The organism is Niabella pedocola (assembly GCF_021044425.1).
Lineage (GTDB): Bacteria > Bacteroidota > Bacteroidia > Chitinophagales > Chitinophagaceae > Niabella > Niabella pedocola.
This window is the reverse complement of sequence record NZ_JAJNEC010000003.1, coordinates 538,024-562,265: the sequence shown is the minus strand read 5'-3', so window position 1 is coordinate 562,265 and position 24,242 is coordinate 538,024. Positions and strand designations below refer to the sequence as shown.

Below are 24,242 nucleotides of genomic sequence, written 5' to 3'. Positions count from 1 at the left end.
TTGCCTGATGGATAAAGCGGCGTATTATAACGAGTTGTTTCAGCAATTTTTAGCAGGTACGATCACCGCTGAACAGAAAGACGAGCTGCGCAAGTACCTCGCATCTAAAGCGGCTACAAAACAGCTGCTTTCTCAATTGAAAAATGATGCTGATAACTGGGAGGCATTACCGCATCATATTACTTCCGAGCAGGGAATCCGGATCCGTGAAGCACTGATCAAAGAAGTGCGGGCAACCCGGGTGATTGCGTTTAATAAGAAGCGAAGGTTTTATTACGCTGCGGCTGCGGCCATTTTTATATTGGCATTTAGCAGCATTTTTTATGTATACCGGAATGATTTTTCCGGCAGCGGCAGCACCCGAACGGTGGGCAGGGCCGCAGTAGATCCGATTATACCCGGAAGCAACCGGGCCATCCTGAAACTTGCAGACGGATCCGTTGTTTCTCTTACGGACAGCATGGCTCCCGAAATTGCCTTGAAGGCCGGCTTTGTTGTTGAGAAACTGCCGGATGGGGCGCTCGTTTATAGGGTGCATAATGATTCCGGTGCATTTGCTAAAGGAGCCCCGGCCGTAAACAATACCATACAAACCCCGCGGGGCGGGCAATGCCGGTTGATTTTGCCGGATGGTTCGCAGGTATGGCTGAATTCGGCTTCATCCATTACCTTCCCGCAGCAGTTTAGCGGAGCAGAAAGAAGAATTGCTGTAGATGGCGAAGCGTATTTTGAAGTAGCCCATAATAAAGCAATGCCTTTTAAGGTATCTACGGGGCCGCAAACTGTGGAAGTACTCGGTACGCATTTTTCAATAAGCTCCAGTGCAGATCATAAGGTAATCAAAACCGCTCTTTTTGAAGGAAGCGTGCGCCTTTCCAATGGTTCCGATTCAAAAACATTAAAACCGGGCCAGCAGGCAAAATTAACGGCTGGTGGAGGTGGCTTTGCCGTTACGAGCCTGGTGAGCGCCAATGCCGAACCTGATTGGATCGGGGGCTATTTCTCTTTTGAGAATGCTGATTTTGCAACCATGCAGGAGCAGCTGGAGAAATGGTATGATGTAACTTTTGTGTATGACTCGGTGCCCCGCACTCATTTTTATGGAAGAATGCAGCGCAGCGCGGATATCGCTGATGTTTTATCGATGATGGAAATTGTTGCCAAAAATATTCACTTTAAAATCGAAGGCAGAAAAATTTATGTAATAGAAAAATAAAGAAAATAAAAAACCGGAAGTGTTGACGCACTTCCGGATAACGTAAGGCCATTGATGACAAATTCGGGGAGAATTCATCACATCTTTTAACCAAACAATACAAATGTATGATTTTTAATTTCTACGGAAGTGTCTTCCGTTGTTTTCGGTTGTTTGCACCAAAAATTGCTTATAACGATTGCTTAAAGATTCTTTTAGTCATGAAACTAACCGTTTTATTGCTTGTTATTGCGTGTTTCCAGGTAAATGCATCCACATATGCCCAACGCATTACGCTGCGTTACAGTAATGAGCCGTTTCGAAATGTCATTGAAAAGATCAGCCGGCAGAGCGGTTACTCCGTACTGGCCGATGCAAAGGACATGCAGGATGCGCAAAATGTAACAATCGATGTAAAAAATGTGTCCCTGGAAGATGCGTTGCAGGCATCCTTTGCCGGGCAATCTTTTACCTACGAAATTGTAAAACGAACGATTCTTATTAAAGATAAGAATCCCGCCTGGGTCATTTCGGGAACCGTACTTAGCAATGGCGGCGGGCCGGTACCGGGTGCTTCGGTAACCATTAAAGGAACCACGCGGGGCACTACAACCAACGCCGACGGCACATTCAGTATTAATATCGCTACGCCAAATGCCGTGTTGGTGATCTCTTCTATCGGTTATGCGGTGCAGGAAGTGTCTGTATCGCAGTCCCAGCCGGCCATTACCGTAATGCTCGTGGCGCAGGAGCCCGTAATGGAAAATATTGTAATCGCAACGGCCCTGGGGATTAAGCGTACAGAACGCTCACTCACCTATAGTGCACAACAGGTAAGCTCGGATGATGTTACAAAAGTTAAGGATGCCAATTTTGTAAACAGCCTTAATGGTAAAGTGGCAGGGGTTACCATCAACAGCAGTTCCTCGGGAGCCGGGGGCGCCACAAAAGTGGTCATGCGCGGTACAAAGTCTATTGCCAAGGGCAACAATGCCCTTTATGTAATAGATGGTGTTCCGATGTATAACAACGGAGGTTCTTTTGGAACCGGCCGTTTTGGGTCTACGGGCGGCTCCGAGGGTATAGCAGACCTGAACCCCGATGATATTGAATCGATAACCGTACTTACAGGAGCATCGGCAGCGGCATTATATGGTAGTGAAGCGGCCAATGGTGCCCTGCTGATTACCACGAAGAAAGGTAAGGCCGGAAAATTAAGCGTAAGCTTTTCCTCCCAGGCAGATTTTATGAAGCCATTTGTATTGCCCCGGTTTCAGAACAAATATGGAAATAAACCGGGCGATATTAAAAGCTGGGGCGATTCCCTGAGCACTCCCTCCGACTACGATCCGGCCGATTTTTTCGAGTCGGGCAGCTCGCTGATGAACGGCGTGTCGCTTTCCACCGGTACAGACAAAAATCAAACCTTCTTTTCTGCTTCATCCGCCAATGCCAGTGGTATCGTACCCAACAACCGGTATAACAGGTATAATTTTACGTTCAGAAATACGGCCAAGTTTCTCAATGATAAAATGCTGTTGGATGTGGGCGCGAATTATATTCTGCAGTCTGACCGCAACATGAGAAACCAGGGGGAGTATTTCAGTTCCATTGTTCCTGTGTATCTATTTCCCCGCGGGGAAGATTTTAGCGCCATCCGGGCGTATGAACGTTTTGACGAAGGCAGCCTGGTGAGTTATCCCTACTGGCCGTACGGGGAGGGGGGCTACTCCATGCAAAATCCCTACTGGGTTGCCAACAGGATCGTGAACACCACAACCAAAGACCGGTACATACTAACCGGATCATTAAAATATGACCTGCTTTCCTGGTTGAGCGCTGCCGCGCGCATTCGCTATGACAATGCTACTGTAGGAGCGGAGGAGAAAAGGAATGCAGGTACGTTGCTGCAGTTCACGGGCAATAGTCCTAAGGGCTTTTACGCGCATTTAACGGGTTTTGAAAAACAAACCTACGGGGATTTTATTTTGTCGGCTAATAAGAGCATTGACGATTATTCTTTAAGTGTGAATGCCGGCGGTATTTATTCGGATAAGCATAACCGGGTGCGGGATGGTTTCAGGGCACCCTTAAAGGAGGATGGTATTTCTAATTTCTTTTCCCCGTATAACCAGCGCTTAAGCGGTCAGGATGCGGGTCCTGTTGTAAGCTATAGCGGCACGCGCACCTATTCCCTGTTTTTCAGCGGGGATCTTGGATGGCGCAAAATGCTGTATCTTACTATTACCGGAAGAAACGACTGGGCGTCTTCCCTGGTAAATACCAAAAACAGGTCGTTTTTCTATCCTTCTGCAGGCTTGTCGGCCATCGTAAGTGAAATGACCACATTGCCACAGGCCATTTCCTTCCTTAAAGTGAGAGGTTCTTTTGCCAGGGTGGGTAATCCTCCAACATCGGGCCTTACTTCGCCTACTTATACTTATGATGTACAAACCAGTACCTGGGCACCTCCCGGTTATGTACCGGTTCAGGAGCTGTTCCCCGAACAAACGGACTCGTGGGAGGCCGGCATCAATGCGCGGTTCCTGAATAATAAACTAAGCTTTGACGCCACGTATTATCATACCAACACGTTTAAACAAACATTCAACCCTGCCATCAGTACCACATCGGGCTATTCGTCTATATACATTCAAACCGGTAACATTGAGAACAAGGGTGTAGAAGCCATTTTGGGATACGCCGATAAGTACGGCGGCGGGTTTGGCTGGGATACAAAACTGACGTTCTCAGCGAATAAGAATAAAATTATTGAGCTGGTCAATCAATACAAGGACCCTGTTACCGGAGAAAGTTATTCGATCAATGAATTGCGCCTTGCCGCCGTTTCTGATGCGCAGTTTATCTTACGCAAAGGCGGTACGCTCGGCGACGTTTTTTCCACTACGGATATCCGGCGGGATGAAAACGGGCAGTTGTTCGTTAACCCGGTTGATGGAAATATCTATCCCCAAACCAATGTAGAAAATTATCTGGGTTCCGTTTTTCCCAAGTATAATGTAGGCTGGAATAATGAATTTTCCTACAAGGGCATCAACTTCGGGTTCCTGTTAACGGCACGTGTGGGGGGTATCGTCATTTCTTCCACACAGGCGGTTTTAGATAATTTCGGAGTGTCTGCATCTTCTGCTGATTGGAGGGATAAAGGTGGTATACCCGTCAATTCCGGCCTGGTGAGCGCTCAAAAATGGTTTGACGTAGTAGGCGCCAGCCAGGGAATGACGGCCTATTATACCTATAGCGCCACCAATGCCCGCTTACAGGAAATGCACCTGTCTTATGAACTGCCGCCATCCTGGCTCAAAAATATACCCCGCATTACGATCGGAGTTACGGGGCGCAATTTATTGATGATCTATAACAAAGCTCCATTTGATCCGGAAACTACCGCATCTACAGGCAATTTTTACCAGGGGTTGGATTATTTCATGATGCCAAGCCTGAAGAGTATGGGTGTTAGTTTAAAACTTCAATTTTAATAAACTGCTTTGAATATGAAAAAGAATAATATAAAATTATTGTTGCCGTTCGCTGTGCTGGCTAGCCTGGTTATGGGTGCCGGGTGCAGCCGCAGCATGGATGATGTGAATACAAACCCGTTTTTGTTAACCGATAGTATTGCCAAAAGAGATGGATTTAACCAGGGTGCTTTTTTCCTGGTAATGCAAAATGAAGTGATCCCCGTGCAGGAAAACAGGTATCAGTTTGCCGAGCATATGATCGGGCTTCCCTACGGCCGGTATCTTCCGCCGATTAACAGCTGGGCCGGGCAGAACTTTCAAACCTTTAACCCGAATCCGGATTGGAACAGTACACCCTTTAACGATGCATTTGGAAATATTTACCCGGCTTTTTTCAACATTCAGAAAATTACCGGCGAAAGCGGCGTAAACTATGCCTGGGCAAAAATTATACTGGTGGCCGCCATGCAGCGCATAACCGATATGTATGGCCCCATCCCTTATACAAAAGTGCGGTTCGGACAGCTCAGTTCGCCGTACGATCCGCAGGAAACGGTTTATGACAGTATGATCGCTGATCTCACCGAGTCGGCAGCGATTCTTCAAAACTATGTCACCGCATCTGGCAATGCCAAACCGATGCTTTACTATGATAATGTATACGCTGGTGATTTTAGCAAGTGGGTCAGGTTTGCCAATTCGCTCAAATTGCGAATGGCCATGCGTATGGTATATGCCGATGCCGGCCGGGCCCGCCGGTATGCGGAGGAAGCGGTAGCCGCCGGCGTTATGACATCCAATGAGGATAATGCTGCCGTAAAAACGTTTCAGAAAAATCCCATATATATTATTAACGGCTGGCCGGAGTTGCGTGCCAGCGCCGAAATCGTATCTTATTTAAAAGGATTTGGCGATAAGCGCCTGGAGAAATATATAGTTCCCGGCAGTTATAACGGTGTTACCGATTATTATGGTGTGCGTTCCGGTCTTATTAATATGAACAGGGATGTATTGGGCAAAATCTACTCTTCGCCCAATATCGGCAACGATGCGCGCCTGCTTTGGATGCCGGCAGCAGAAGTTGCTTTTTTAAGAGCAGAGGGCGCTGTAAGAGGCTGGAATATGGGCGGCACTGCCGAGAGTTTTTATACACAGGGGGTAAGCCTGTCGTTTACCCAATGGGAGCTCTCCAGTGCGGATGCCACCACGTATCTTACCAACAATACGGCTAAACAGGCTAATTACACGGATGCCCGGGGCCTTAACTCAGCAAATGCCGTGAGTACGATTACCGTTAGCTGGAACGAGGCGGATAATGCGGAAACAAAACTGGAACGGATCGTTACGCAGAAGTGGATCGCGCTGTTCCCACTGGGCACTGAAGCATGGTCTGAATATCGCCGTACGGGTTATCCTAAATTTTTCCCCGCTGTAAACAATCTGAGCTCCGATGGTGTAAACTCCACGAGCGGTGCACGACGGCTTGTTTTTCCAAGCAAGGAGTACAACAATAACAATGCGAATGTAAGCGCTGCGGTTTCCTTTTTAAAAGGAACAGACGCACAGTCGACCAAATTGTGGTGGGATGCCAAAAACTAAATGTTCCGGCGCGCATGATCACCCTGCCTGCAGGTAACCATTAAAAAATCGATCCGGCCGGGTGCTTCCGGTGGATGTAAAAAATATACAAATGAAAACGTACAGAATATATTTATTCCTTTTGCCGCTCCTTGTTTTTGCTGCCTGCAGTAAAGACTGGACGGAGGCCGAACGAAAAGATATCACCGGCCTGGGCTTTGGACTCAACCCTCAAACAACAAAGTCGGCCGAATACTATGAGGCACTACGGTCCTACAAAAAATCAGACCACCCGGTAACCTTTGGTTGGTTTGGAAACTGGACGGGTACCGGTTCCAGTCTGGCCAATTCCCTGGCGGGGCTGCCCGATAGTACAGACTTTGTGTCTTTATGGGGAGGATGGAAAAATTTAAATGAGGCACAAAAAAGTGATCTGAAGTTTGTACAAACGGTAAAAGGGACCAGGTGCCTGGCTGTATTTATTGTAGCCAATCTCGGGGATGGCCTTACTCCGGCACCGTATAACAAAACACAGGACTCTACCAAACTATTCTGGGGCTGGAAGGATAGTGATGATGGATTGATCGATCAGGCGATTGAAAAATATGCAGGCGCCATACTGGACACCATCAATAAGTATAACCTGGATGGTTTCGATATCGACTACGAACCCAACTTCGGCGCCCCGGGCAATTTAGCAAGCTACCCGGCAAGGATGCTGAAATTTGTTCAGGTGCTGGGAGCCAGGATCGGGCCAAAATCCGGTACCGGAAAACTTTTTGTGGTTGACGGCGAGCCGCAATCCATGCCGCCGCAGTCGGGCCCTTATTTTGATTATTTCATCGTTCAGGCTTATGCAGCCAGTGGCGATGCGAATCTGGACAGCCGTTTATCAACCACCATCAATAACTACAAAAATGTATTGACCGGGGAAGAAGTTGCCAAAAAATATATTGTTACGGAAAACTTTGAAAGCTATGCCCTGAATGGAGGCGTAAGCTTTACAGACAGGTACGGCAAAAAAATGCAGAGCCTCGAAGGGATGGCCCGGTGGACACCGGTGATCAATGGTAAAAGGGTTGCCAAAGGTGGTGCCGGCACTTACCACATGGAATACGAATATACCGTATCCGGTAAACCCGGTACGTATCCCTTTTTACGTCAGGCCATGCAAATCATGAATCCTCCGGTACGCTAAACAATTACTCAAATCTTTAAGAACATGAAAACTCATACGAAAAATATATGCGTTGCGGCATTGCTGATCATCATCGGTTTTACTGCCTGCAAAAAAACGCCCGGGTACAGCGTTATCACAGATGCTATTTATTTATCGGAAGCGGCACAGGGCGGCTCCACCAAATTGGTCATCGACGAAAACGGCGCAACAGTAACGGTAACTCCCCGGATGGCGCAGCCTGCAACCCGTGCGATTATGGCAAAAGTAGTGGTTGACGCAGCGGCGCTCAATGCTTTCAATAAGAAGAACGGAACCAATTATCTGCCGGTACCCGCCGAGCTGGTCACGCTTTCGGAAAACACGGTATCGATACCTGCAGGTGCGGTTTCGGCGCCGGCCGTGAACGTATCCATACGCCCTTTTACAACACAAATGGAACAATCGGGCGACAAGTATGCTTTATCGCTTTCCTTAACGGATGTAAGCGGTACCGGGTCGCTGGCCTCGTTAAGCAATTTTGTATACGAATTTGAGCCGGTGATCGTTACCGCCGTACCGGTGGTGAACCGGAATAATGCCATAAAAATGGCCATGCGCCAGGATTATAGCTTGCAGGCATGGTCGGTGGAAATGCGGGTAAATATGGACCGGTTGGGAACATCCATCGGGCAATATAATAACCAGGCACTTTTTGGCGCTTATCCCAGTGAAATATACATACGCTTTGGCGATGCGCCCATCCCCGGCAACGTGTTGCAGGTAAAGCACCAGGGCACACAAATTAATTGCAATACGGTATTCTCTGCCAGTAAATGGTACCACCTGGCGTTTGTGAGTGACGGGAACCAGTTGAAGATTTTCGTAAACGGGGAACTGGACGCCACGCTTGCGTTGCCCGGTAACTTAACCAACCTGAGCCGGGACCAGTTTTCTATGATCGGCAGCGGCAGCTATTTTGTGGCAAACTGTATGCTGAACGAAGTGAGGTTCTGGACAAAGGCCATCTCCCAGGACCAGATAAAAAATAATATGTATGCCATTAATCCCAAAACCGACGGGCTGGAGGCGTACTGGAAAATGAATGAGGGCGTGGGCAATGTGTTTGCAGATGCAACCGGCCATGGTTGCACGGCCACTGCTGCCGGCACGGTAAGCTGGAGCGAGGGCGTAAGAATGCCGGCTCAATAAATAAATCTTACAGCATATAACTGGAAAATATCGGGATGTATAAGGTATAAAGAATGCCTGTATGTTCCGGATCAACCGAAAATAATCGTTTATCAAAACAATGATTACGGGAACAGCCCGGTTGTTCCTGTAATGAAACAATAAAAATAGTTAAGATATGAAATTAGCTTTTTTAAATAGATGGGGTATTTTGACGGGTATGGCCTTACTGGTGGTTTCCTTCTCCTGCAAAAAAAATGAGAATGGTATACAAAATAACGAGTTGTTTGTGTATGCACCAACCGGGTCCATTGCGTATAACGCTATCGGCGTTGACTCGCTGGTTGTATTGGAAACAGGAACCACGAAAAATGACGGGATTGCATTCCCGGTTAACATTACCCGGCCGGTTGACAGAGCGATACAGGTTGCAACCGTAATTGAACCATCGCTGGTAAGATGGTATGATAGTGTAAATAATAACCTCACTGCGCCTTCTCCCGAAATAACGCCCGGTTCGGTGGAACTGGCGAACGGAGGTATGGTTCATATTGAGGCCGGAGCTACGCAATCCTATGATTCAGTAAGAATAATCATTAAGGATCCGTCGCTTTTTGCCGGGGGAAATCTTACTTATGTGATACCGGTTGTGATCAGCTCCACCACCAACGGGGTGCCTATCAGTAATAACAGGAAGGTGATGTTTGTAACCTTGTATAGCAGGGTTATGTCGGCCGGTATTTCCACTTTTTCCAACACGACGGTTATTAACGATTCCATTGCAAAGAATGGTAATGATATCGCAGGCAACAATTTGTTTTATTTGAGGGGGCTTGTAACAGAGCCCGTGTCGGGGCAGCAAACCGTGCAGGCAGAGATCAACAATGCGTTGATACCTGCGTATAACGGGCTTAACAAAACCAGCTATTTACCGTTTCCGGCTGCTGTTGTTCAATTGCAAAAAGCTACCGCAGTGATACCGGCCGGATCCGTCAGCGATAGCCTGGCGGTTCGGTTAGATAATTTAGGCAGCCTGGAAGCAGGGAAGCAATACCAGGTACCTCTTCAGGTGAAAGGGGTTTCGGGCACCCCGCCATTACCGGTGGCATACAACAGGAAGGTAGTTTACCTGAATATAAAGGTATATGCATCCAATCTGGATCCACGGTATACAGGGCTTACCGGCACTGCCGTAACCCGTAGCGGCTGGTCTGCTTCGGCGAGCGCCACTTATTCAACAAACGTTGCACCAAGAACCATTGACAACAGCACCAGCACCAACTGGCTGGCCACCGTGGCTTCGTTGCCGGCAAGCCTGGACCTGAATCTGGGTGCGGTAAAAACAATCAAGGGCTTTAATGTGAATCCTCCAACGACCAGCAGTTATAATTTCCTCACCATGCAGATCTACTCAAGCCAGGATGGTGTTTCATGGAATCTTGAAGGCACCTTTAATGCTACGGCCAGCTCTACAGCTGTTAAAGTGTTTAAATTTGTAACCCCGGTAACCGCGCAATATTTCAGATTTAACATCACAAGAGCATCAGGTACTTCCTATACAGGTATTGCTGAAGTAAACGCTATTGAATAACGGTGATTCAAAATAAGGGCTGGCGGAAATGACGTTCCGGCCCATCTTAAAATACCTCCTGCATCATCCATGCAGGAGGTATTTGTTTAAAGCAGGTATGACAAACTCCGGTCGTTTGCATTTGATTAAATACCGGGCGCAGCTAAATGTTTCCTATGCTGGCTGACTCCCTGCTGTTGCAATTTTTACCCAGGCAGGGGATTTAATTTCAATCGCATCCCGTATCCCAGGGGATCATGGACCTGAATCCGGCTCTTTTTCAATTGAATATGAAGACGTTCAGGTTGGTATTTGGCCAGGCATAAAACTTGATGGTTAACATTCGTTGCACTTCCGCTTGGTGCTGAAATAAACCGAGTGTGGGAGAAAGCAGCGCAATGAAAGAAATGCCACTTTATTAAAACGTAAATGTATATGCCTAATCCACCGATGCCCAATAATGATGGGGCGAATGAAAAATTGACCGACCTGGAACCCGAAAAGGAACAGGCAATGGCGCAGGACATGACCAGCAATCAAGGTGTAAAAGTAAATGATGATCAAAATTCGTTAAAAGCCGGTGAACGGGGATCAACCTTGATGGAAGATTTCCTCTTCAGAGAGAAAATGACGCATTTTGATCATGAACGTATTCCGGAACGTGTGGTTCATGCGCGTGGTTCGGCAGCGCACGGAGTCTTTAAACTGTACAAAGCGTTGCCTCATTTGACGAAAGCTGCATTCTTAAATGATGACACCGGAGAAACGCCGGTGTTTGTACGCTTTTCAACAGTAGCCGGTTCGAGGGGCTCAACAGATCTGGCACGCGACGTTCGGGGCTTCGCCGTAAAATTTTATACAAGGGAAGGCAATTTTGACCTGGTGGGCAATAACATGCCGGTGTTTTTTATCCAGGATGCGATCAAGTTTCCGGACCTGGTTCACGCAGTGAAGCCGGAACCTGATAATGAAATGCCACAGGCAGCCTCCGCACATGATACCTTTTGGGATTTTATCTCGCTAATGCCCGAATCGGCACATATGATCATGTGGCTGATGAGTGACAGAGCCATTCCCCGGAGCTTCCGGATGATGGAAGGCTTTGGGGTACATACATTCCGGCTGATTAATCATTCCGGTGAATCGCATTTTGTAAAATTTCACTGGAAGCCATTACTGGGGGTGCATTCCGTGGCCTGGGACGAGGCACAAAAAATATCGGGCAAGGATCCTGATTTTCACCGGCGCGATCTGTGGGAGGCGATTGAGCGTGGCGCTTTTCCGGAATGGGAGTTGGGCGTGCAGGTGGTTGCGGAAGCAGATGAACATAAATTCGACTTCGATCTGCTCGATGCTACCAAGATCATTCCGGAAGAGTTGGTGCCGGTGCAGCGGATAGGAAAGTTAACCCTTAACCGCAATCCCGACAATTTTTTTGCCGAAACCGAGCAGGTAGCATTTCATGTAGGAAATGTGGTGCCTGGAATTGATTTTACGGATGACCCGTTATTACAGGGACGGCTGTTCTCGTATACAGATACCCAGCTCATCCGGCTGGGAAGCCCCAACTTCCATGAAATACCGATTAACCGGCCTGTGGTTGCCATTCACAACAATCAGCGCGATGGCTTTATGCGCCGGCAGATCAACAAAGGACGCGTTAGCTATCATCCCAATTCATTGGGCAGCGGGTGTCCGTTTCAGGCGTCCATGGCCGATGGTGGTTTTCATTCATTTGCCCAGAAAACAAGCGGACAAAAGACCCGGCGAAGAAGCCGCAGTTTTTTCGATCATTTCAGTCAGGCAACATTATTTTTCAATAGTCAGTCCGATGCTGAAAAGCAGCATCTCATTGATGCATTTTCTTTTGAACTCGGTAAGGTAAAAGTGCTGGATATCCGTAAACGCATGCTCGGAATCTTGTCGCTCATCGACGGTACGCTGGCGGCCAGCGTTGCCCTTAAACTGGGACTTCATGTGCCGGAGGTGGAGCGGCCCATTAATAAAAGCATACCGGCCGACGGACACACGGATGATTTTGAACCCGAACTAAAAAAGCCTTCAATAGCGCGATCAGAAGCGCTGAGCATGGCGCATACGGTAAAAGAAACCATTAAAAGCCGGAAGATCGCGATACTGGTGGCTGATGGTGTAAACAGCGAGGTTTTGATACGGATGCAGGACGCACTCTCGGACCAGGGCGCTGTTACAGAAATTATTGCACCCAAACAGGGATCCGTCATTGCGGAAGACGAAACGCTGGTGCCGGTCAATCAAAGTTTTCTCACCGCGGCTTCGGTATTATACGATGCGGTTTTTCTGCCCGGAGGAACGAATAGTGTGGCAACCCTGGCGGCAGATCCGGATGCCATTCATTTCCTGAATGAAGCATACCGCCATTGTAAAGCCATTGCCGTGGATGCGCAGGCGGATCAGGTAATACAACAAACGTATTTTGCTAAAAAGATGAACGTACCAACCGGAGATACATCTGAGGGAATGTTGATCAGCGGCGATATGGAACGTTTAATAGAAGGGTTTATAACCGACATCAAACAGCATCGCTTCTGGGATCGTGAGGCGATGCGTAAAGTGCCCGCATAGGCAGTATGTAAAAATCACCGGCTTAGTTTGGGAAACACATGTTAACAAAAGGCTTTACATGTGGGGCAAAATGATAACATGTAGAAGGGAGGATTGGTTCCTCCCTTTTTCTTATTTAAGGGTGTAAAAAAAAGAACCATCCATTTAAAAAATCAGCCGGGCAAATTACGTTGAATCCCATCTCCAGCCGCAGGTGGTGAATGCGTATACCGGGCACTTGTTATCGCATCTGTCTTTCTGTAAAACAAAAAAGGTTGCAAGTTTATTACTTACAACCTTTTTGTGCCCGAGACTGGATTCGAACCAGCACGCCGAGTTACCAGCGCCACCACCTCAAGGTGGTGCGTCTACCAATTTCGCCACCCGGGCAAATTCAAAGCCACATATAAAATGTATCCTTGGGTTATAGTAAAGAACGTTCCTAATGACCGGCATTTGCCGTTTAAGGATTGCGAAAATAGGTAAAAGACTTCACTTATTGGATAAATATCCGCGGGTATTTTTTAGGCAGCTAAAAATACGAACCGCAGGGTTGAAGTATCCGGGCTGCGTATCTTTGTGTTTTTAATTATGACTTATCAGCAAACGCTGGACTATATTTATGCCCAACTTCCCATGTTTAGCCGCGTGGGCGCTGCCGCTATTAAACCCGGATTTGAAAATATAAATGCGCTTTGTGCGTTTTTGGGCGCACCGCAAACAAAAATAAAGTGCATTCATATTGCCGGCACCAATGGTAAGGGCTCGGTAAGCCATATGCTGGCTTCCATATTGCAAAGCCAGGGCTATAAAACGGGGTTGTACACGTCACCCCATCTCACCGATTTCCGCGAGCGGATCAGGATCAACGGAAAAATGATCAGCGAAGCGGAAGTGGTAGCCTTTATTGAAAAAATACAACCGGAGATCGGGCGGCTGGCTCCCAGTTTTTTTGAGATCACCGTAGCGATGGCCTTTGATCATTTTGCAAAAGAGGCCGTGGATGTTGCCGTGATCGAAACCGGGCTGGGTGGGCGGCTGGACAGTACCAATATCATCCGCCCCGTGGTTTCGGTGATTACCAATATCGGCCTGGATCATGTACAGTTGCTGGGGGATACATTGCCGAAGATCGCGGGTGAAAAAGCGGGCATCATTAAAGAAGGAATCCCCGTGGTGATCGGGGAAACCCATCCGGAAACGGCACCGGTATTTATTGAAAAAGCACGGGAACTGGATGCGCCTATTCATTTTGCAGACCAGGTGTATCATGCAGAAAACTGGTACTACCAGGAAGAGACGCTGATCGCCGAGGTTTCGAAGCAGGATGCGGTGGATCACCTCCGGTATGCCATGGAGCTTTCAGGTGCCTACCAGGTAAAGAACCTGCTGACCGTTTTGGAAACCTGCCGGCAGCTGCGGCAACTGCATATCGTGCTGGATGAAGATGCGGTTGCAAAGGGGATCGCACATACCAAAAAATTAAGCGGATTGCACGGCCGCTGGGAAACCATTCATAAGAACCCGAAGATCATCCTGGATGTGGCGCACAATGAAGACGGCATACGCCAGGTGCTGAACCAGCTGGAACTGACATCATACCGGAAACTGCACCTGGTGCTGGGTATGGTGAAAGATAAAGACATCGATAAAGTACTGTCGTTGTTACCGGCTTCTGCAGTGTATTATTTTACCCAGGCTAACCTGCCGCGGGCCCTGCCGGCGGTGGAGCTGGCGGAAAAAGCAGGGGGCTTCCAGCTAAAGGGTACTGTTTGGCCGGATGTGAATGCCGCGCTCGATGCCGCCAAAGCACAGGCGCATACAGACGACCTGGTCCTGGTATGCGGGAGTATCTTTTTGATAGGAGAGGTGAAGGAACATTTTTCTCACTGATTTTTGGCTTTTATTTTTCGCAGAAAACACAGATGGACATAGCGTGCTTTTAAGTACGTGTGCGATACGTTCGCTCTTTCTTCTGTGCATTTTCAGTAAAATCAGCAGCGACGACCCCAAATAAAAAACCGTTCCGGTAAGGGAACGGTTTAAAAAAAGATACGGGAAACCAGTTATGCTACGGGTTCCAGGTATTGCGAATAGGCATAGCCCTCGGTGCCATCATCTGTACGTACAGATGACCACTGGTCATTTGCCTGGCTGATCAAGGTAATGATCTCATCTTTCTGGGCCTTGCCCACGATCGGCTGATCCGTGCCCGGTCCTTTACGGATATTGAGCGCGGTTTCCTGGGTAGCTACCCGTACTTTGGAGCCGGCTTCCGCTTTGGCGTTCACATTCAGGATCAGATCACCACTGGTATAGTTAGGGTCGATCTGGTCGTAGATGCTCCAGAGCTGGTCTTTAACCGCTCCGCTGGGTGCATCCCCGTCAATATATAAAACACCGTCCTGTTCTCTTACCGCAAGGTTTGCAACACCCGCAGTATTGGCGGCATCAATCAATGCTTTGTATTTTTCTTCCAGTGCCATAGTTGGGTCCTCCTTTTATTTTACGGTTAATTTTTGCTCCACTTTTCTAGGGTGAATGGAATTTACTTTTTGCATCAAAGTAGCGAGATCCGCTTTTTTGATTTCACCGGTCAATGTAACCACGCCGTCTTTTACTTCGGCTTTAACACCCGGGTGATCTTTGATGGCATCTGCAACAGCCGTGTTCAGCAGGTCATCCGGATTGATGGTAGGCGGTGGCGGAGGCGGCGGAATGCTGGCGTTGTTTACAACGGATTTTACACCTTTTACTTCCTTAACAGCCGGATCTACGGCGGTTTTGGTGGCATCATCTTTTACGGTACCGGAAATGGTAACTGCTCCATCTTTAACGTCGGAACTGAGCTGCGCAAAATCGGGGTTGGTCGCTAACTTTGCATCCACTTCGGTTTTGATGTCTGCATCGCTTTTTCCTTTACAGGATGGTAGCGCAAAAGCAAATGCAGCAATGGCAATCATAGCCAGAACTTTTTTCATTTGATTCGGGTTTTAGTGAAGAAATTTAATTACAAACGAATATAAGTTAATTCCGATACAAAAAAATTCAGGACAGATTTTTTATTTCTTAAATTTTAAGGGGTATAGAAACGCGGGCTGCGGGCTTCAGTTGCGGGTATCGCTGCCGGTTCAATACCTTCTGCAGGCTATTTTTCTGGAACGGGATCCTGCTGATAGCGGCGTTGGAACCTGCCGGGTGCTTCTTTAAAGATCAGCAAACTGATCAGCGCCAGTGCCGAAACACCGGCTCCTCCATATAAAAAGATCCGGGAAAAACCCTGTTCCAGCGCGTTGCCCAATACACCGGGTTGCAATGCGCCCATTGCGGTTTCCCGGGTTGCGATCTGCTCTGCCGTAAGGCTTGCAGCCACCAGCTGTTTGGATAATTCAAACAGACCGGTAGCATCTGCGGCAGGAAATGCCTGTTCCAGGTAGGAGAACGTACCCTGCAACAGCAGGAAACCCATCAGGGCAATATTGATCGCAAGCGTAATTAACCGACTGCTTACATCGATCCCGGAGGCCATGCCGGCGCGGTTGCCCGGCACTGCGGCCGTGGCGGTATTGGTAACCGGTGTATTAACCATACCCAAACCACTGCCGGCCAGTATACAGCCGGGCAAAAACGAGGGCCATCCGGAGCTGGCAGTACCGCCACTTGCATAGAGGAGTAAAAACCCGGCACCAATCAGCAACAGTCCGAAGGGAATGACACGGCCCGCGCCATACCGCAATGACAGGCGCTCACCCAGGGGTGGAAATACAAGGGTGGGCAATGTATAGGCCAGCAGGTACATGCCCGTGCTCAGCGGATCATAATGCAGTACTGCCTGGAAGTATAAGGGAAGGAAAACCATTAAGGGCCAGAAGGAAAAATTCATCCCGATGCATCCCATGATGGCCCCTGTAAACCGGGGCGCCCGGAATACATGGAAGTCGATCATGGGATAAGACCGGCGCCGTTCCACGATTATAAATACAATGATCAGCATCACGGCCGCCAGCAGCACCAGCAGGGATGTGGCGCTGGTAAACCCCGCTTCCGGCGCCTGTGTAATGTAATACGTGAGCCCAAATACAGCGGCAGACAGTGTTAGTATCCCTGCCAGGTCGAGCCGGCCGGCATTGGGGTCTTTTGATTCGGCGATGGATGGCTTCACCAGCAGCAGCGTACCCAGTGCCAATGCTCCATGGATCAGGAATACCCATCGCCAGTTGATGGCAGCGCTGATAATGCTGCCAATGACCGGCCCAAAGCCCAGGCCAACACCGGCAATAATGCCCCAGGCTGCAAATGCTTTGCTGCGTTGCGGGCCCTCCGGAAACCGGTGCGAAAGCAGGGCGATGGTACAAATGAACATCGCACCGCCGGTCATACCCTGAAAAAAACGGGCGGCGATCAGCAGCCCGGTGGTGGTAGCGGCGCCACAAACCAGGGAGGTGATGCCAAACCCGGCCACGTTGATCATGAATACTTTTTTACGCCCGAAACGGTCGGCTAACGTACCGGTGGCCATCAGCACCATGGTACAGGCGATGGTATAGGCGTTCATAATCCACTGCAACTGGCTGAAATGACTGCCCAGTGCTTTTTCAATTGTGGGAAGGATCACCGGTACGCTGGTAATCTCCAACCCAAACATCAGCGCGGCCAGGCAGATGGCTATCAGCGCCCGGCGGTCTGTTCCTTTTTCTTTTTGTTGATGCATGAATGGTTTTTTGATAAGGCTGCTAAAGTATACCGGTGTTTGTCAAAAAATCAGTATACTTTTTATAAAAAGAAGTACTTTTAGCAGATGGTAAGATTCATGATGCATACGCCGCTTGAGGTGATCCGCCAGCATATGGAAGCCGGCTCTACGGTAGATTTTCAGAATCATTTTTTCCAGATCTGCATGGTGGTGAGCGGGCTGGGTTGCCTGGGTGTTGGTGCCCACCGCACGGTATTCAGACCGGGAAGCGTGATCCTGCTAACGCCGGATGATGTACATCATTTTGAACTGGAGCAGCCCACGGAGTTCCTTATGGTGCGCTTCAGCAGCAGTTATATCCGGTCTTTTGAGTGGAAAAAGATGAACCAGATGGAATGTTTGCTCTATTATGCCCGTCATCTTACGGGGTGCATTATGCGAACGCCGTCCGACAATGTGCTGGTTACCTCCATTGCCACATCGTTGCTGCATACGCTGGAGCACCCGGATCTTTACCAGGAAGATGTGGTAAAGCATTTTGTTAATGCGCTTATCGTGATTGCTGCGCGCAATATTGAAAAAGCGGGGCCGCCGGCCGCATCGGAAAATACCGACAAAAAGCTGCTGGATATCATTCATTATATAGAGGAGCATATCTTCGACCCGGTGCAATTGAAGGCGGCATGCATCGGGAAGGCCTTTGGCGTTTCGGCCGGCTATATCGGGCAATACTTCCAGCGGCGCTCAGGGGAAACCCTGCAGCATTTCATCACCCAATATAAACTGCGCCTGATTGAGCACCGGCTGAAATTCAGTGATATGCGGGTGAATGAAATTGCAACCGAATTCGGCTTTACGGATGAAAGCCATTTAAACAAGTATTTTAAAAAGCAAAGGGGTGTGGCATTAACCCGGTTCCGGAAGCAACATGCTGCAAAAGCAGTGCTCACGCATGCGGAAGCCGCTGCGCAATAGGCGCGCAAAGACTTCGCGCAAATCCTCCGGCGGCTTAGGGTACAGCAGAAACCTGTTTTGGGAGTAACCCATCCCGGCCGGGAAAGTAAACATCGGCAGAAATAAAACAGCACACTATAAGCCCATGTGCAAAACAGGATATGCTTTTCCCTGCCCGTCTAACAGCGATCGGTTGAGCAGATGAAACCCCATGTGTTTATAAAAATCAACAGCCCGGGTGTTTTGTTCATTTACATCCACCCGGGTGATCTTCAACTGATCGATCCCGTATAAAGCCAGTTTTTTACCGATTCCCTTGCCACGGTAATCGTTATGGATGAAGAGCATTTCAAGGTGTTCTCCGGAAACGCCTATAAACCCAACCAAACGGCCGGCTTCTTCGTATCCCAACAGGAGCACCTGTTCAAAATACAGGGGCAGGTGCTCCTTATAATAATTAAGATCTTCTTCTTTCAAAAAATCGTGTGTATTCCGTACCGCACTTTCCCATATTGTTATCAGATCCGGGTAATCCGCTACCTCAATGTTTCGAATCATAGCTATTCATTTGTGATCGCAAAATTCGGGATATCTGCCCGCTTCATACTAAACCCGTGTTAAAAAATGCGTATCCTGCTCAACGTCTGCAGTAGCCGTACTGGTTGATGTTTGTTTTATAGAACAGGCATCCTTCGGTCATTACGCGGTTAATCACCCCATTTTTTTTCGCAGCCATTTGCGCACCGGCTCGTCGTACCATTTCAGGCTGGCATATGCCAAAAGAATACTACCCAGCAAGATCAGCGTTGCATAAGGCCAGGCCTGCGCAATGGTGACGCCTTTATGTTTACTGATCCAGGCCACATAAAAATATACCAGCGGATAATGCACCAGGTAAAGGGGATAAGAGATATCGCCTAAGAATTTGCAGATCCTGTGTTCCCCCCGGGTATGTATCATGCCACTGGCACCCAGGTAAACGATAAGCGGGAAAACAACAATGATACATACGGACTCATAGAGTCCGTTCATCCAAAGATGGGTGGCTCCGCCGATGCGTGGCATGTACAGGACCAGCGCAATCAACAGGCTGCACCATAAAAAAGCATGTTTAATGCGGGTGGGTTTGGCAACCCGGGAAAGCAGCAGGCCGGCAAAGAAGGGATACATCGTCCGGGTGATACCGATGCGTAGTTGTTCGGCGTTTAGCGTCCAACCACCGCTAACATCTCCGTTGGGGCTGGTGATGGCCAGATGTGCGAGTGCCACCGCTGCAATAAATACAAAAATGCCCAGTGTCTTATTCGAAAACTTCCGGATGCCGGTGGCGTAGAGGATATTGGCGATGTATTCAAAGAACAAGGACCAGCCTACACTGTTGAGCGGATGCATTTCCTGCCAGCCCCGGATATCCAGCGATAAGGGAACGGGCAGTATCGTATAACCGATGAACAGCACCAGCAGCATTTTCCAAAGAGGTATGGTATGAATGAGGGGCCAGATCGGTGAATCGGTGAAATAGAAACCGATTGCGCCAAGGGTCATCCCCAACAGCACCATCGGTTGCAGCCGTTCGATCCGTCGCTTAAAGAACGTTCCGATGGACATCTGATGCCAGCGATCATCGTATGCATAGCCGATCACAAAGCCGGACAACAGGAAGAAAAAGTCAACGGCCAGGTAACCATGGTTAACCAGGATGTCCAGGTGCCCGGTTCCCAGTGGCTCGGTGAGGTGAAAGGTTACTACGATGATGGCAGCAACACCACGCAATCCATCCAATATTGGATAATGCGGTTTTGTGGGAATACGATTATTATTCATGGGGCTTTAAACAAGCGGCTTAGCGTGATAACAGGGATAAAAAATTATGCGGCGCCCACACTGTAGCTCCGTTTCTACGCGGATGGGCATGACCGGCGTTTTTCTTACCGCACGCAATGACCGGGCCGGCGTAAACCGGACAAACCTTCAGGGCGTCAATCTTCATACATTCAATTATCGTTATAAAAATGCTGTTTAATGGATTTGTAAAAATAAGTAAGTGATGAGTCCCAGGCAGATCAAATTGTATCAAAAAACACACAAATAGTCTCATTTTATGCAAAAGGAGGGCCGCCTGATCTGGTGGTATCGCCCGCACTCCATATGCCTGGTTTGTAAAACAGCCGACATCGCGTTCAAATACATGTTCAACCCGTAAGATTTGAAGCGGTTGCCCCGGTTGGTATGAGCTTGTGGTTAAGGTGGCCGTTTTTAGAAAGTGACAGCTAGTGCATCCGGAGCTTCTGTTCCAATTGGTCTGCGAGTTGTGTGGCAGCGGGCGTGTTTTGCAACCGCAACGCAGCAATGACCTGTTTTTGTTGCTCAACATCCACCGCTTCGGTTTTTGTATGTGTATGCGCATGACTGAACAGTTCGCGCAGCCAATCGTTTACCAGGCAATCGACCACTAAATGCACCCGGTCTGTGGTACCCTTATTACTTACCTGGTGTGTGAGATTGGCGTTGATATACCAACATTCTCCCGGCTGCATATTCAGGCGCGTATCTTCCACGAAAAATGCAACATCCGGGTTGGTGAGGATTGGAAAGTGGAGCCGTGCTTCTCCCATTTCAAATGCCAGTTCATGATCACGATGCGGCTTGATATAGGCACCCGCTTTTAAATTCAAAAAACGTACAGACCGTACCGGGCAATCTAAAGAGCGGAGCAACGAACCAACGGACGGAAAATATTGCATATGTACGGTATCTGCATAGCCTTGCTCACCCATCAGATCCGGCACAATATGATCCTTCCCGCCTGGTGTGCGCAGCGGCAATACGGTCCATTCTCCCTGGTAATGCAACGTATTGAAATGTGCCTGCCAGCCGGATGGATAGGAGGCTAACTCTGTTGCGATGGAGCCGGGGGATACAAATGGTATTTTAGCAAAACAGATCATTGAACCAAATGTAACATTTTTTCAGTAGAAAGAGGGGGGCAGGGAACAGGTGTTAGGTATGCTTTGTCAGGCTGTCCGCCGTGGCGGATCAGCTTCTATTAACATGATATGCGGGCAGATTCAGGAACAGAAATATATATCGGGACTAGCCCGGGATGACTCCAGAATCCGGACAAGGCCGGGGTGACATTTTCAGGATGACTTCTCAAAAACGCCGTCGCCGCCTCATTAATATGATTCGGCCCGATACTGGTTCGCCGCCGCACATCCGCTTTATTACCAGGGTATTTCTCCCGTTTCGGGGTTGTTTTCTTCACTAAAGAATTTTCCCGTTGGTCCGTCTTCGCCGATCAACGCATACGTTATAACCCGCTTTCCTGCATCTTCAACACTTCCGGGTCCGCGATGACCGTTGAAATCCGTTTTTGTAAATCCCGGGCAAACAGCGTTTATTTTAAAGCGGCTATCCTTTAGCTCATAGGCCAGTACAACCGTATACATATTCATGGCGGATTTGGAAGAAAGATAAACCGCTCCTTTGTAATCGTAATACCGGTAGGAGGGATCGCTGTGCAATGTAAGCGAACCCTGGCTGGAGCTTACATTTACAATGCGCGGTTCAGGAGATTTTTTTAATAAATCAATAAATGCCTGTGTTACCCTTACCACGCCGTAAACATTTACATCGTATGCGGCTTTGAACTGGTTTATGGTTGCATCAAGCGCCGCCTGCGGGTAGCCTCCATAAATGCCCGCATTATTGATCAGTATATCCAGGGCTTTTGTTTTCTCACCTATTGCTATACGGGCATTTTTTACCGATGCGTCATCTGTAATGTCAAGCTGGATCGCTTCCGCATTATTAAATCCTGCGGCTTTTAACTTGTTTACGGCCGTAAGGCCGTTTTCCAGGCTGCGACTGCCGAGGTAAACATAAATTCCTTTTTGAACAAGTTGCCGTGCAACTTCAAAACCAATACTTTTGTTAGCGCCTGTTACTAATGCTGACTTCATTTTTAGTTGTTTTAATTAATGAAGTAAAAGTAGCGTGCTAAAAAACAGGGGAGATGGACAAATCCATTTATGATCCCGACAAATCTTGCCGGGCTTCTAAAAATTCACTGACACTTTTGCCCGTACACTTTTTGAAAAATCTCGAAAAGTAATCCGGATCGTTAAACCCCAATTCGTAAGCTAATTCTTTTACAGAAAGGGGTGCGTACTGTAATTTTCGCCGGGCTTCAATCATTAACCGGTTGGTGAAAAAATCTTTAGGCGAAACGCCCGAGTATTCTTTTACAATCCGGTACAAGCTGTTAGTGGTTAATGCCAGTTTTTCGGCTATTGCATTTACAGAAGGCTGCTCTGTAAGATGGGTTTCTACCATTAATTTGAACTCAATAAACTTCGACAGATTGGTGTTTAAAATATTAGCCGGTGCTGTGTTTTTGAAATAAGCGCTGTTTAATTCGGTTAATAATGAATTCAGGTATGATAAGGTGATTTCTGTATCGGTTTGATGTTCGTCCAGGTAAAGTATCTGATTTAAAATCTCAAAAACATTTCTTACCCGCGCCCTTGTAGCTGCGTCAAAAATTATAGTCTGTGTGTTTAATGGGTTCACCAGAAAAGGAAATTGTTGTGGCAGCAAGGCCAATGTGTTTTCATCAAATAGTACTTTAAAATATTTGAGATCAGCCGTTTTGGGTGGCGGTACAAATACCTGGTTCGGCATCGCAAAAAGCAAATGTCCGTCACTCAGCGTTATGTCTTGCAGATCCAGGTTGTATGTAATAGAGCCGCTGTCGATCAACACTATAAAATAGGAAGTCAGTCTGCGGGGTTGTAAAAGCTTTTGCTGCTTATCGGCAGACGGATACGGATTATTGTTTGACACAACCTTTATGCTCAACCGGTCGTTTTGTGTGTGCTCAAATTTTTCGTTGCTATCCTGCATTTGTCTGTTCAACGTTTTGATGAAAAAACAGCCATTCTTCACCAGGCATTTTTGCAAACTCTTCCCTGTGTTGCCGGGGATCTATCAGCCACCGGCAAAGTAAGGACAAAAAAAGGGGACAAGTCTTTTTTAACTTGTCCCGGATGTGACCCCTCAGGGACTCGAACCCTGGGCCTACTGATTAAGAGTCAGTAGCTCTACCAACTGAGCTAAGGAGTCGGATCCCGTTTTATGATTCGGGGGTGCAAATATAAGCGATTTATTTTGTTTGTGTAGAATCTGGCTTCGTAAAATCGATGACCATTTTATTTTCGCCGCAATTCAGCATCGTGTTTCCGTACTTGGGATCCTTGTTGCCCAGGTAGGGATTCACCACCTCGTTCTTACCGCTCAGCCAGTTACCGGGCTGGCCCTCTCCAAAGGCCATCGGACATTCCTGCCAGTAGGCAGCGGCCTGGTCGTACTTAACGGTCAGCAGCAGCATCCGCAGCGCATCGGACAAATCATTCAGGGCATGCCTCCTTTCCGTCCAGTCCTGCGAACCCGCAATGATACCGGCATTTGTTTTTGCCGTTTCCAGCGGGTACTGGGCGGTTTGATAAATAGCGCTGTCTTTCTTCAATTCATCCACCTTAAAATCTGCCAGGGCGGTCTGGAGCGATTGTACACCTTTTCCAACAGCGGCGCTGTCCCAGTTTACAAATCCTTCCGTCATTCCATAATAAGCGGTCAGCACGGCTTCCATGGAGCGGTTAAACAGGTCGCTGTGTTTGCTTACGGCAATGGGAACGGGCTCCGGCCTCGGAGGTTTGTCTTTTTTTAATAATTTGTAAACAAGAAAAGCAGCTGCCAGCACTGCAATAACGATCAAAAGCTTTTTCATATCACGTATAGTATCATTTACTCGTCTGTATTGACTAAATTTGCAGATTCCA

At 48.0% G+C, this 24,242-nt stretch carries 18 protein-coding genes and 2 tRNA genes; 9 read left to right on the top strand and 11 right to left on the bottom strand.

What is annotated here, in order from left to right:
* Positions 1-7: 7 nt before the first annotated feature.
* The 7 genes from LQ567_RS03510 to LQ567_RS03480 all read left to right on the top strand — a co-directional run bounded on the left by LQ567_RS03510 (position 8) and on the right by LQ567_RS03480 (position 12,776).
* Positions 8-1,216 (top strand): FecR family protein, encoded by a 1,209-nt coding sequence (locus LQ567_RS03510; protein ID WP_231002715.1) that lies wholly within the window; start codon positions 8-10, stop codon positions 1,214-1,216.
* Between the two features lie 200 nt (positions 1,217-1,416).
* A complete protein-coding gene (locus LQ567_RS03505; RefSeq protein WP_231002714.1) occupies positions 1,417-4,695 on the top strand; it encodes a SusC/RagA family TonB-linked outer membrane protein in 3,279 nt (1,092 codons plus the stop codon).
* 15 nt (positions 4,696-4,710) lie between these two features.
* Positions 4,711-6,276, top strand: a complete 1,566-nt coding sequence (locus tag LQ567_RS03500) for a SusD/RagB family nutrient-binding outer membrane lipoprotein (RefSeq protein WP_231002713.1) — start codon at positions 4,711-4,713, stop codon at positions 6,274-6,276.
* 91 nt (positions 6,277-6,367) lie between these two features.
* Complete coding sequence (locus LQ567_RS03495) at positions 6,368-7,453, top strand: glycoside hydrolase family 18 (protein WP_231002712.1); 1,086 nt, start codon at positions 6,368-6,370, stop codon at positions 7,451-7,453.
* Positions 7,454-7,477: 24 nt separating this feature from the next.
* On the top strand, positions 7,478-8,623 hold the full coding sequence (locus tag LQ567_RS03490) for a DUF1735 and LamG domain-containing protein (protein WP_231002711.1): 1,146 nt from the start codon (positions 7,478-7,480) through the stop codon (positions 8,621-8,623).
* Between the two features lie 157 nt (positions 8,624-8,780).
* Entirely contained in the window at positions 8,781-10,193 is a 1,413-nt protein-coding gene (locus LQ567_RS03485) for a BT_3987 domain-containing protein (protein WP_231002710.1), read from the top strand.
* A gap of 414 nt (positions 10,194-10,607) precedes the next feature.
* Complete coding sequence (locus LQ567_RS03480; protein ID WP_231002709.1) at positions 10,608-12,776, top strand: catalase; 2,169 nt, start codon at positions 10,608-10,610, stop codon at positions 12,774-12,776.
* Positions 12,777-13,059: 283 nt separating this feature from the next.
* On the opposite strand, the gene LQ567_RS03475 is transcribed toward LQ567_RS03480, so the two are convergent.
* Positions 13,060-13,145 (bottom strand) — tRNA-Leu (locus LQ567_RS03475).
* A 201-nt stretch (positions 13,146-13,346) separates the two neighbouring features.
* On the opposite strand from LQ567_RS03475, the gene LQ567_RS03470 reads away from it, so the two are divergent.
* On the top strand, positions 13,347-14,648 hold the full coding sequence (locus LQ567_RS03470) for a bifunctional folylpolyglutamate synthase/dihydrofolate synthase (protein WP_231002708.1): 1,302 nt from the start codon (positions 13,347-13,349) through the stop codon (positions 14,646-14,648).
* 173 nt (positions 14,649-14,821) lie between these two features.
* Here LQ567_RS03470 and LQ567_RS03465 read toward each other — a convergent pair whose 3' ends face one another.
* From LQ567_RS03465 to LQ567_RS03455, 3 genes are all read right to left on the bottom strand, one after another.
* Positions 14,822-15,241: an SH3 domain-containing protein gene (locus LQ567_RS03465; RefSeq protein WP_231002707.1), complete on the bottom strand. Its 420-nt coding sequence runs from the start codon at positions 15,239-15,241 to the stop codon at positions 14,822-14,824.
* Between the two features lie 15 nt (positions 15,242-15,256).
* Positions 15,257-15,736 (bottom strand): BON domain-containing protein, encoded by a 480-nt coding sequence (locus LQ567_RS03460; RefSeq protein WP_231002706.1) that lies wholly within the window; start codon positions 15,734-15,736, stop codon positions 15,257-15,259.
* Between the two features lie 167 nt (positions 15,737-15,903).
* The gene (locus tag LQ567_RS03455; RefSeq protein ID WP_231002705.1) at positions 15,904-17,466 is read right to left on the bottom strand and encodes an MFS transporter; all 1,563 of its coding nucleotides are present in this window, start codon (positions 17,464-17,466) and stop codon (positions 15,904-15,906) included.
* Between the two features lie 87 nt (positions 17,467-17,553).
* Between LQ567_RS03455 and LQ567_RS03450 the strand changes: the two genes are divergently transcribed.
* Positions 17,554-18,423: a helix-turn-helix domain-containing protein gene (locus LQ567_RS03450; RefSeq protein WP_231002704.1), complete on the top strand. Its 870-nt coding sequence runs from the start codon at positions 17,554-17,556 to the stop codon at positions 18,421-18,423.
* A gap of 114 nt (positions 18,424-18,537) precedes the next feature.
* On the opposite strand, the gene LQ567_RS03445 is transcribed toward LQ567_RS03450, so the two are convergent.
* The 7 genes from LQ567_RS03445 to LQ567_RS03415 all read right to left on the bottom strand — a co-directional run bounded on the left by LQ567_RS03445 (position 18,538) and on the right by LQ567_RS03415 (position 24,190).
* On the bottom strand, positions 18,538-18,960 hold the full coding sequence (locus tag LQ567_RS03445) for a GNAT family N-acetyltransferase (protein ID WP_231002703.1): 423 nt from the start codon (positions 18,958-18,960) through the stop codon (positions 18,538-18,540).
* Between the two features lie 153 nt (positions 18,961-19,113).
* The gene (locus tag LQ567_RS03440) at positions 19,114-20,226 is read right to left on the bottom strand and encodes an acyltransferase family protein (protein ID WP_231002702.1); all 1,113 of its coding nucleotides are present in this window, start codon (positions 20,224-20,226) and stop codon (positions 19,114-19,116) included.
* Between the two features lie 446 nt (positions 20,227-20,672).
* Entirely contained in the window at positions 20,673-21,350 is a 678-nt protein-coding gene (locus LQ567_RS03435) for an aspartyl/asparaginyl beta-hydroxylase domain-containing protein (protein ID WP_231002701.1), read from the bottom strand.
* A 276-nt stretch (positions 21,351-21,626) separates the two neighbouring features.
* Positions 21,627-22,364, bottom strand: a complete 738-nt coding sequence (locus LQ567_RS03430; protein ID WP_231002700.1) for an SDR family oxidoreductase — start codon at positions 22,362-22,364, stop codon at positions 21,627-21,629.
* Positions 22,365-22,431: 67 nt separating this feature from the next.
* On the bottom strand, positions 22,432-23,307 hold the full coding sequence (locus LQ567_RS03425; RefSeq protein ID WP_231002699.1) for a helix-turn-helix domain-containing protein: 876 nt from the start codon (positions 23,305-23,307) through the stop codon (positions 22,432-22,434).
* 146 nt (positions 23,308-23,453) lie between these two features.
* Positions 23,454-23,526: transfer RNA gene (locus LQ567_RS03420), tRNA-Lys, on the bottom strand.
* 40 nt (positions 23,527-23,566) lie between these two features.
* Positions 23,567-24,190, bottom strand: a complete 624-nt coding sequence (locus LQ567_RS03415; protein WP_231002698.1) for a hypothetical protein — start codon at positions 24,188-24,190, stop codon at positions 23,567-23,569.
* Positions 24,191-24,242: the final 52 nt, after the last annotated feature.

Excerpts from the sequence above, each read along its gene's own strand:
- LQ567_RS03510 (WP_231002715.1), top strand. The coding sequence starts at position 8 with ATGGATAAAGCGGCGTATTATAACGAGTTGTTTCAGCAATTTTTAGCA.
- LQ567_RS03505 (WP_231002714.1), top strand. The coding sequence starts at position 1,417 with ATGAAACTAACCGTTTTATTGCTTGTTATTGCGTGTTTCCAGGTAAAT.
- LQ567_RS03500 (WP_231002713.1), top strand. The coding sequence starts at position 4,711 with ATGAAAAAGAATAATATAAAATTATTGTTGCCGTTCGCTGTGCTGGCT.
- LQ567_RS03495 (WP_231002712.1), top strand. The coding sequence starts at position 6,368 with ATGAAAACGTACAGAATATATTTATTCCTTTTGCCGCTCCTTGTTTTT.
- LQ567_RS03490 (WP_231002711.1), top strand. The coding sequence starts at position 7,478 with ATGAAAACTCATACGAAAAATATATGCGTTGCGGCATTGCTGATCATC.
- LQ567_RS03485 (WP_231002710.1), top strand. The coding sequence starts at position 8,781 with ATGAAATTAGCTTTTTTAAATAGATGGGGTATTTTGACGGGTATGGCC.
- LQ567_RS03480 (WP_231002709.1), top strand. The coding sequence starts at position 10,608 with ATGCCTAATCCACCGATGCCCAATAATGATGGGGCGAATGAAAAATTG.
- LQ567_RS03470 (WP_231002708.1), top strand. The coding sequence starts at position 13,347 with ATGACTTATCAGCAAACGCTGGACTATATTTATGCCCAACTTCCCATG.
- LQ567_RS03465 (WP_231002707.1), bottom strand. The coding sequence starts at position 15,241 with ATGGCACTGGAAGAAAAATACAAAGCATTGATTGATGCCGCCAATACT.
- LQ567_RS03460 (WP_231002706.1), bottom strand. The coding sequence starts at position 15,736 with ATGAAAAAAGTTCTGGCTATGATTGCCATTGCTGCATTTGCTTTTGCG.
- LQ567_RS03455 (WP_231002705.1), bottom strand. The coding sequence starts at position 17,466 with ATGCATCAACAAAAAGAAAAAGGAACAGACCGCCGGGCGCTGATAGCC.
- LQ567_RS03450 (WP_231002704.1), top strand. The coding sequence starts at position 17,554 with ATGGTAAGATTCATGATGCATACGCCGCTTGAGGTGATCCGCCAGCAT.
- LQ567_RS03445 (WP_231002703.1), bottom strand. The coding sequence starts at position 18,960 with ATGATTCGAAACATTGAGGTAGCGGATTACCCGGATCTGATAACAATA.
- LQ567_RS03440 (WP_231002702.1), bottom strand. The coding sequence starts at position 20,226 with ATGAATAATAATCGTATTCCCACAAAACCGCATTATCCAATATTGGAT.
- LQ567_RS03435 (WP_231002701.1), bottom strand. The coding sequence starts at position 21,350 with ATGATCTGTTTTGCTAAAATACCATTTGTATCCCCCGGCTCCATCGCA.
- LQ567_RS03430 (WP_231002700.1), bottom strand. The coding sequence starts at position 22,364 with ATGAAGTCAGCATTAGTAACAGGCGCTAACAAAAGTATTGGTTTTGAA.
- LQ567_RS03425 (WP_231002699.1), bottom strand. The coding sequence starts at position 23,307 with ATGCAGGATAGCAACGAAAAATTTGAGCACACACAAAACGACCGGTTG.
- LQ567_RS03415 (WP_231002698.1), bottom strand. The coding sequence starts at position 24,190 with ATGAAAAAGCTTTTGATCGTTATTGCAGTGCTGGCAGCTGCTTTTCTT.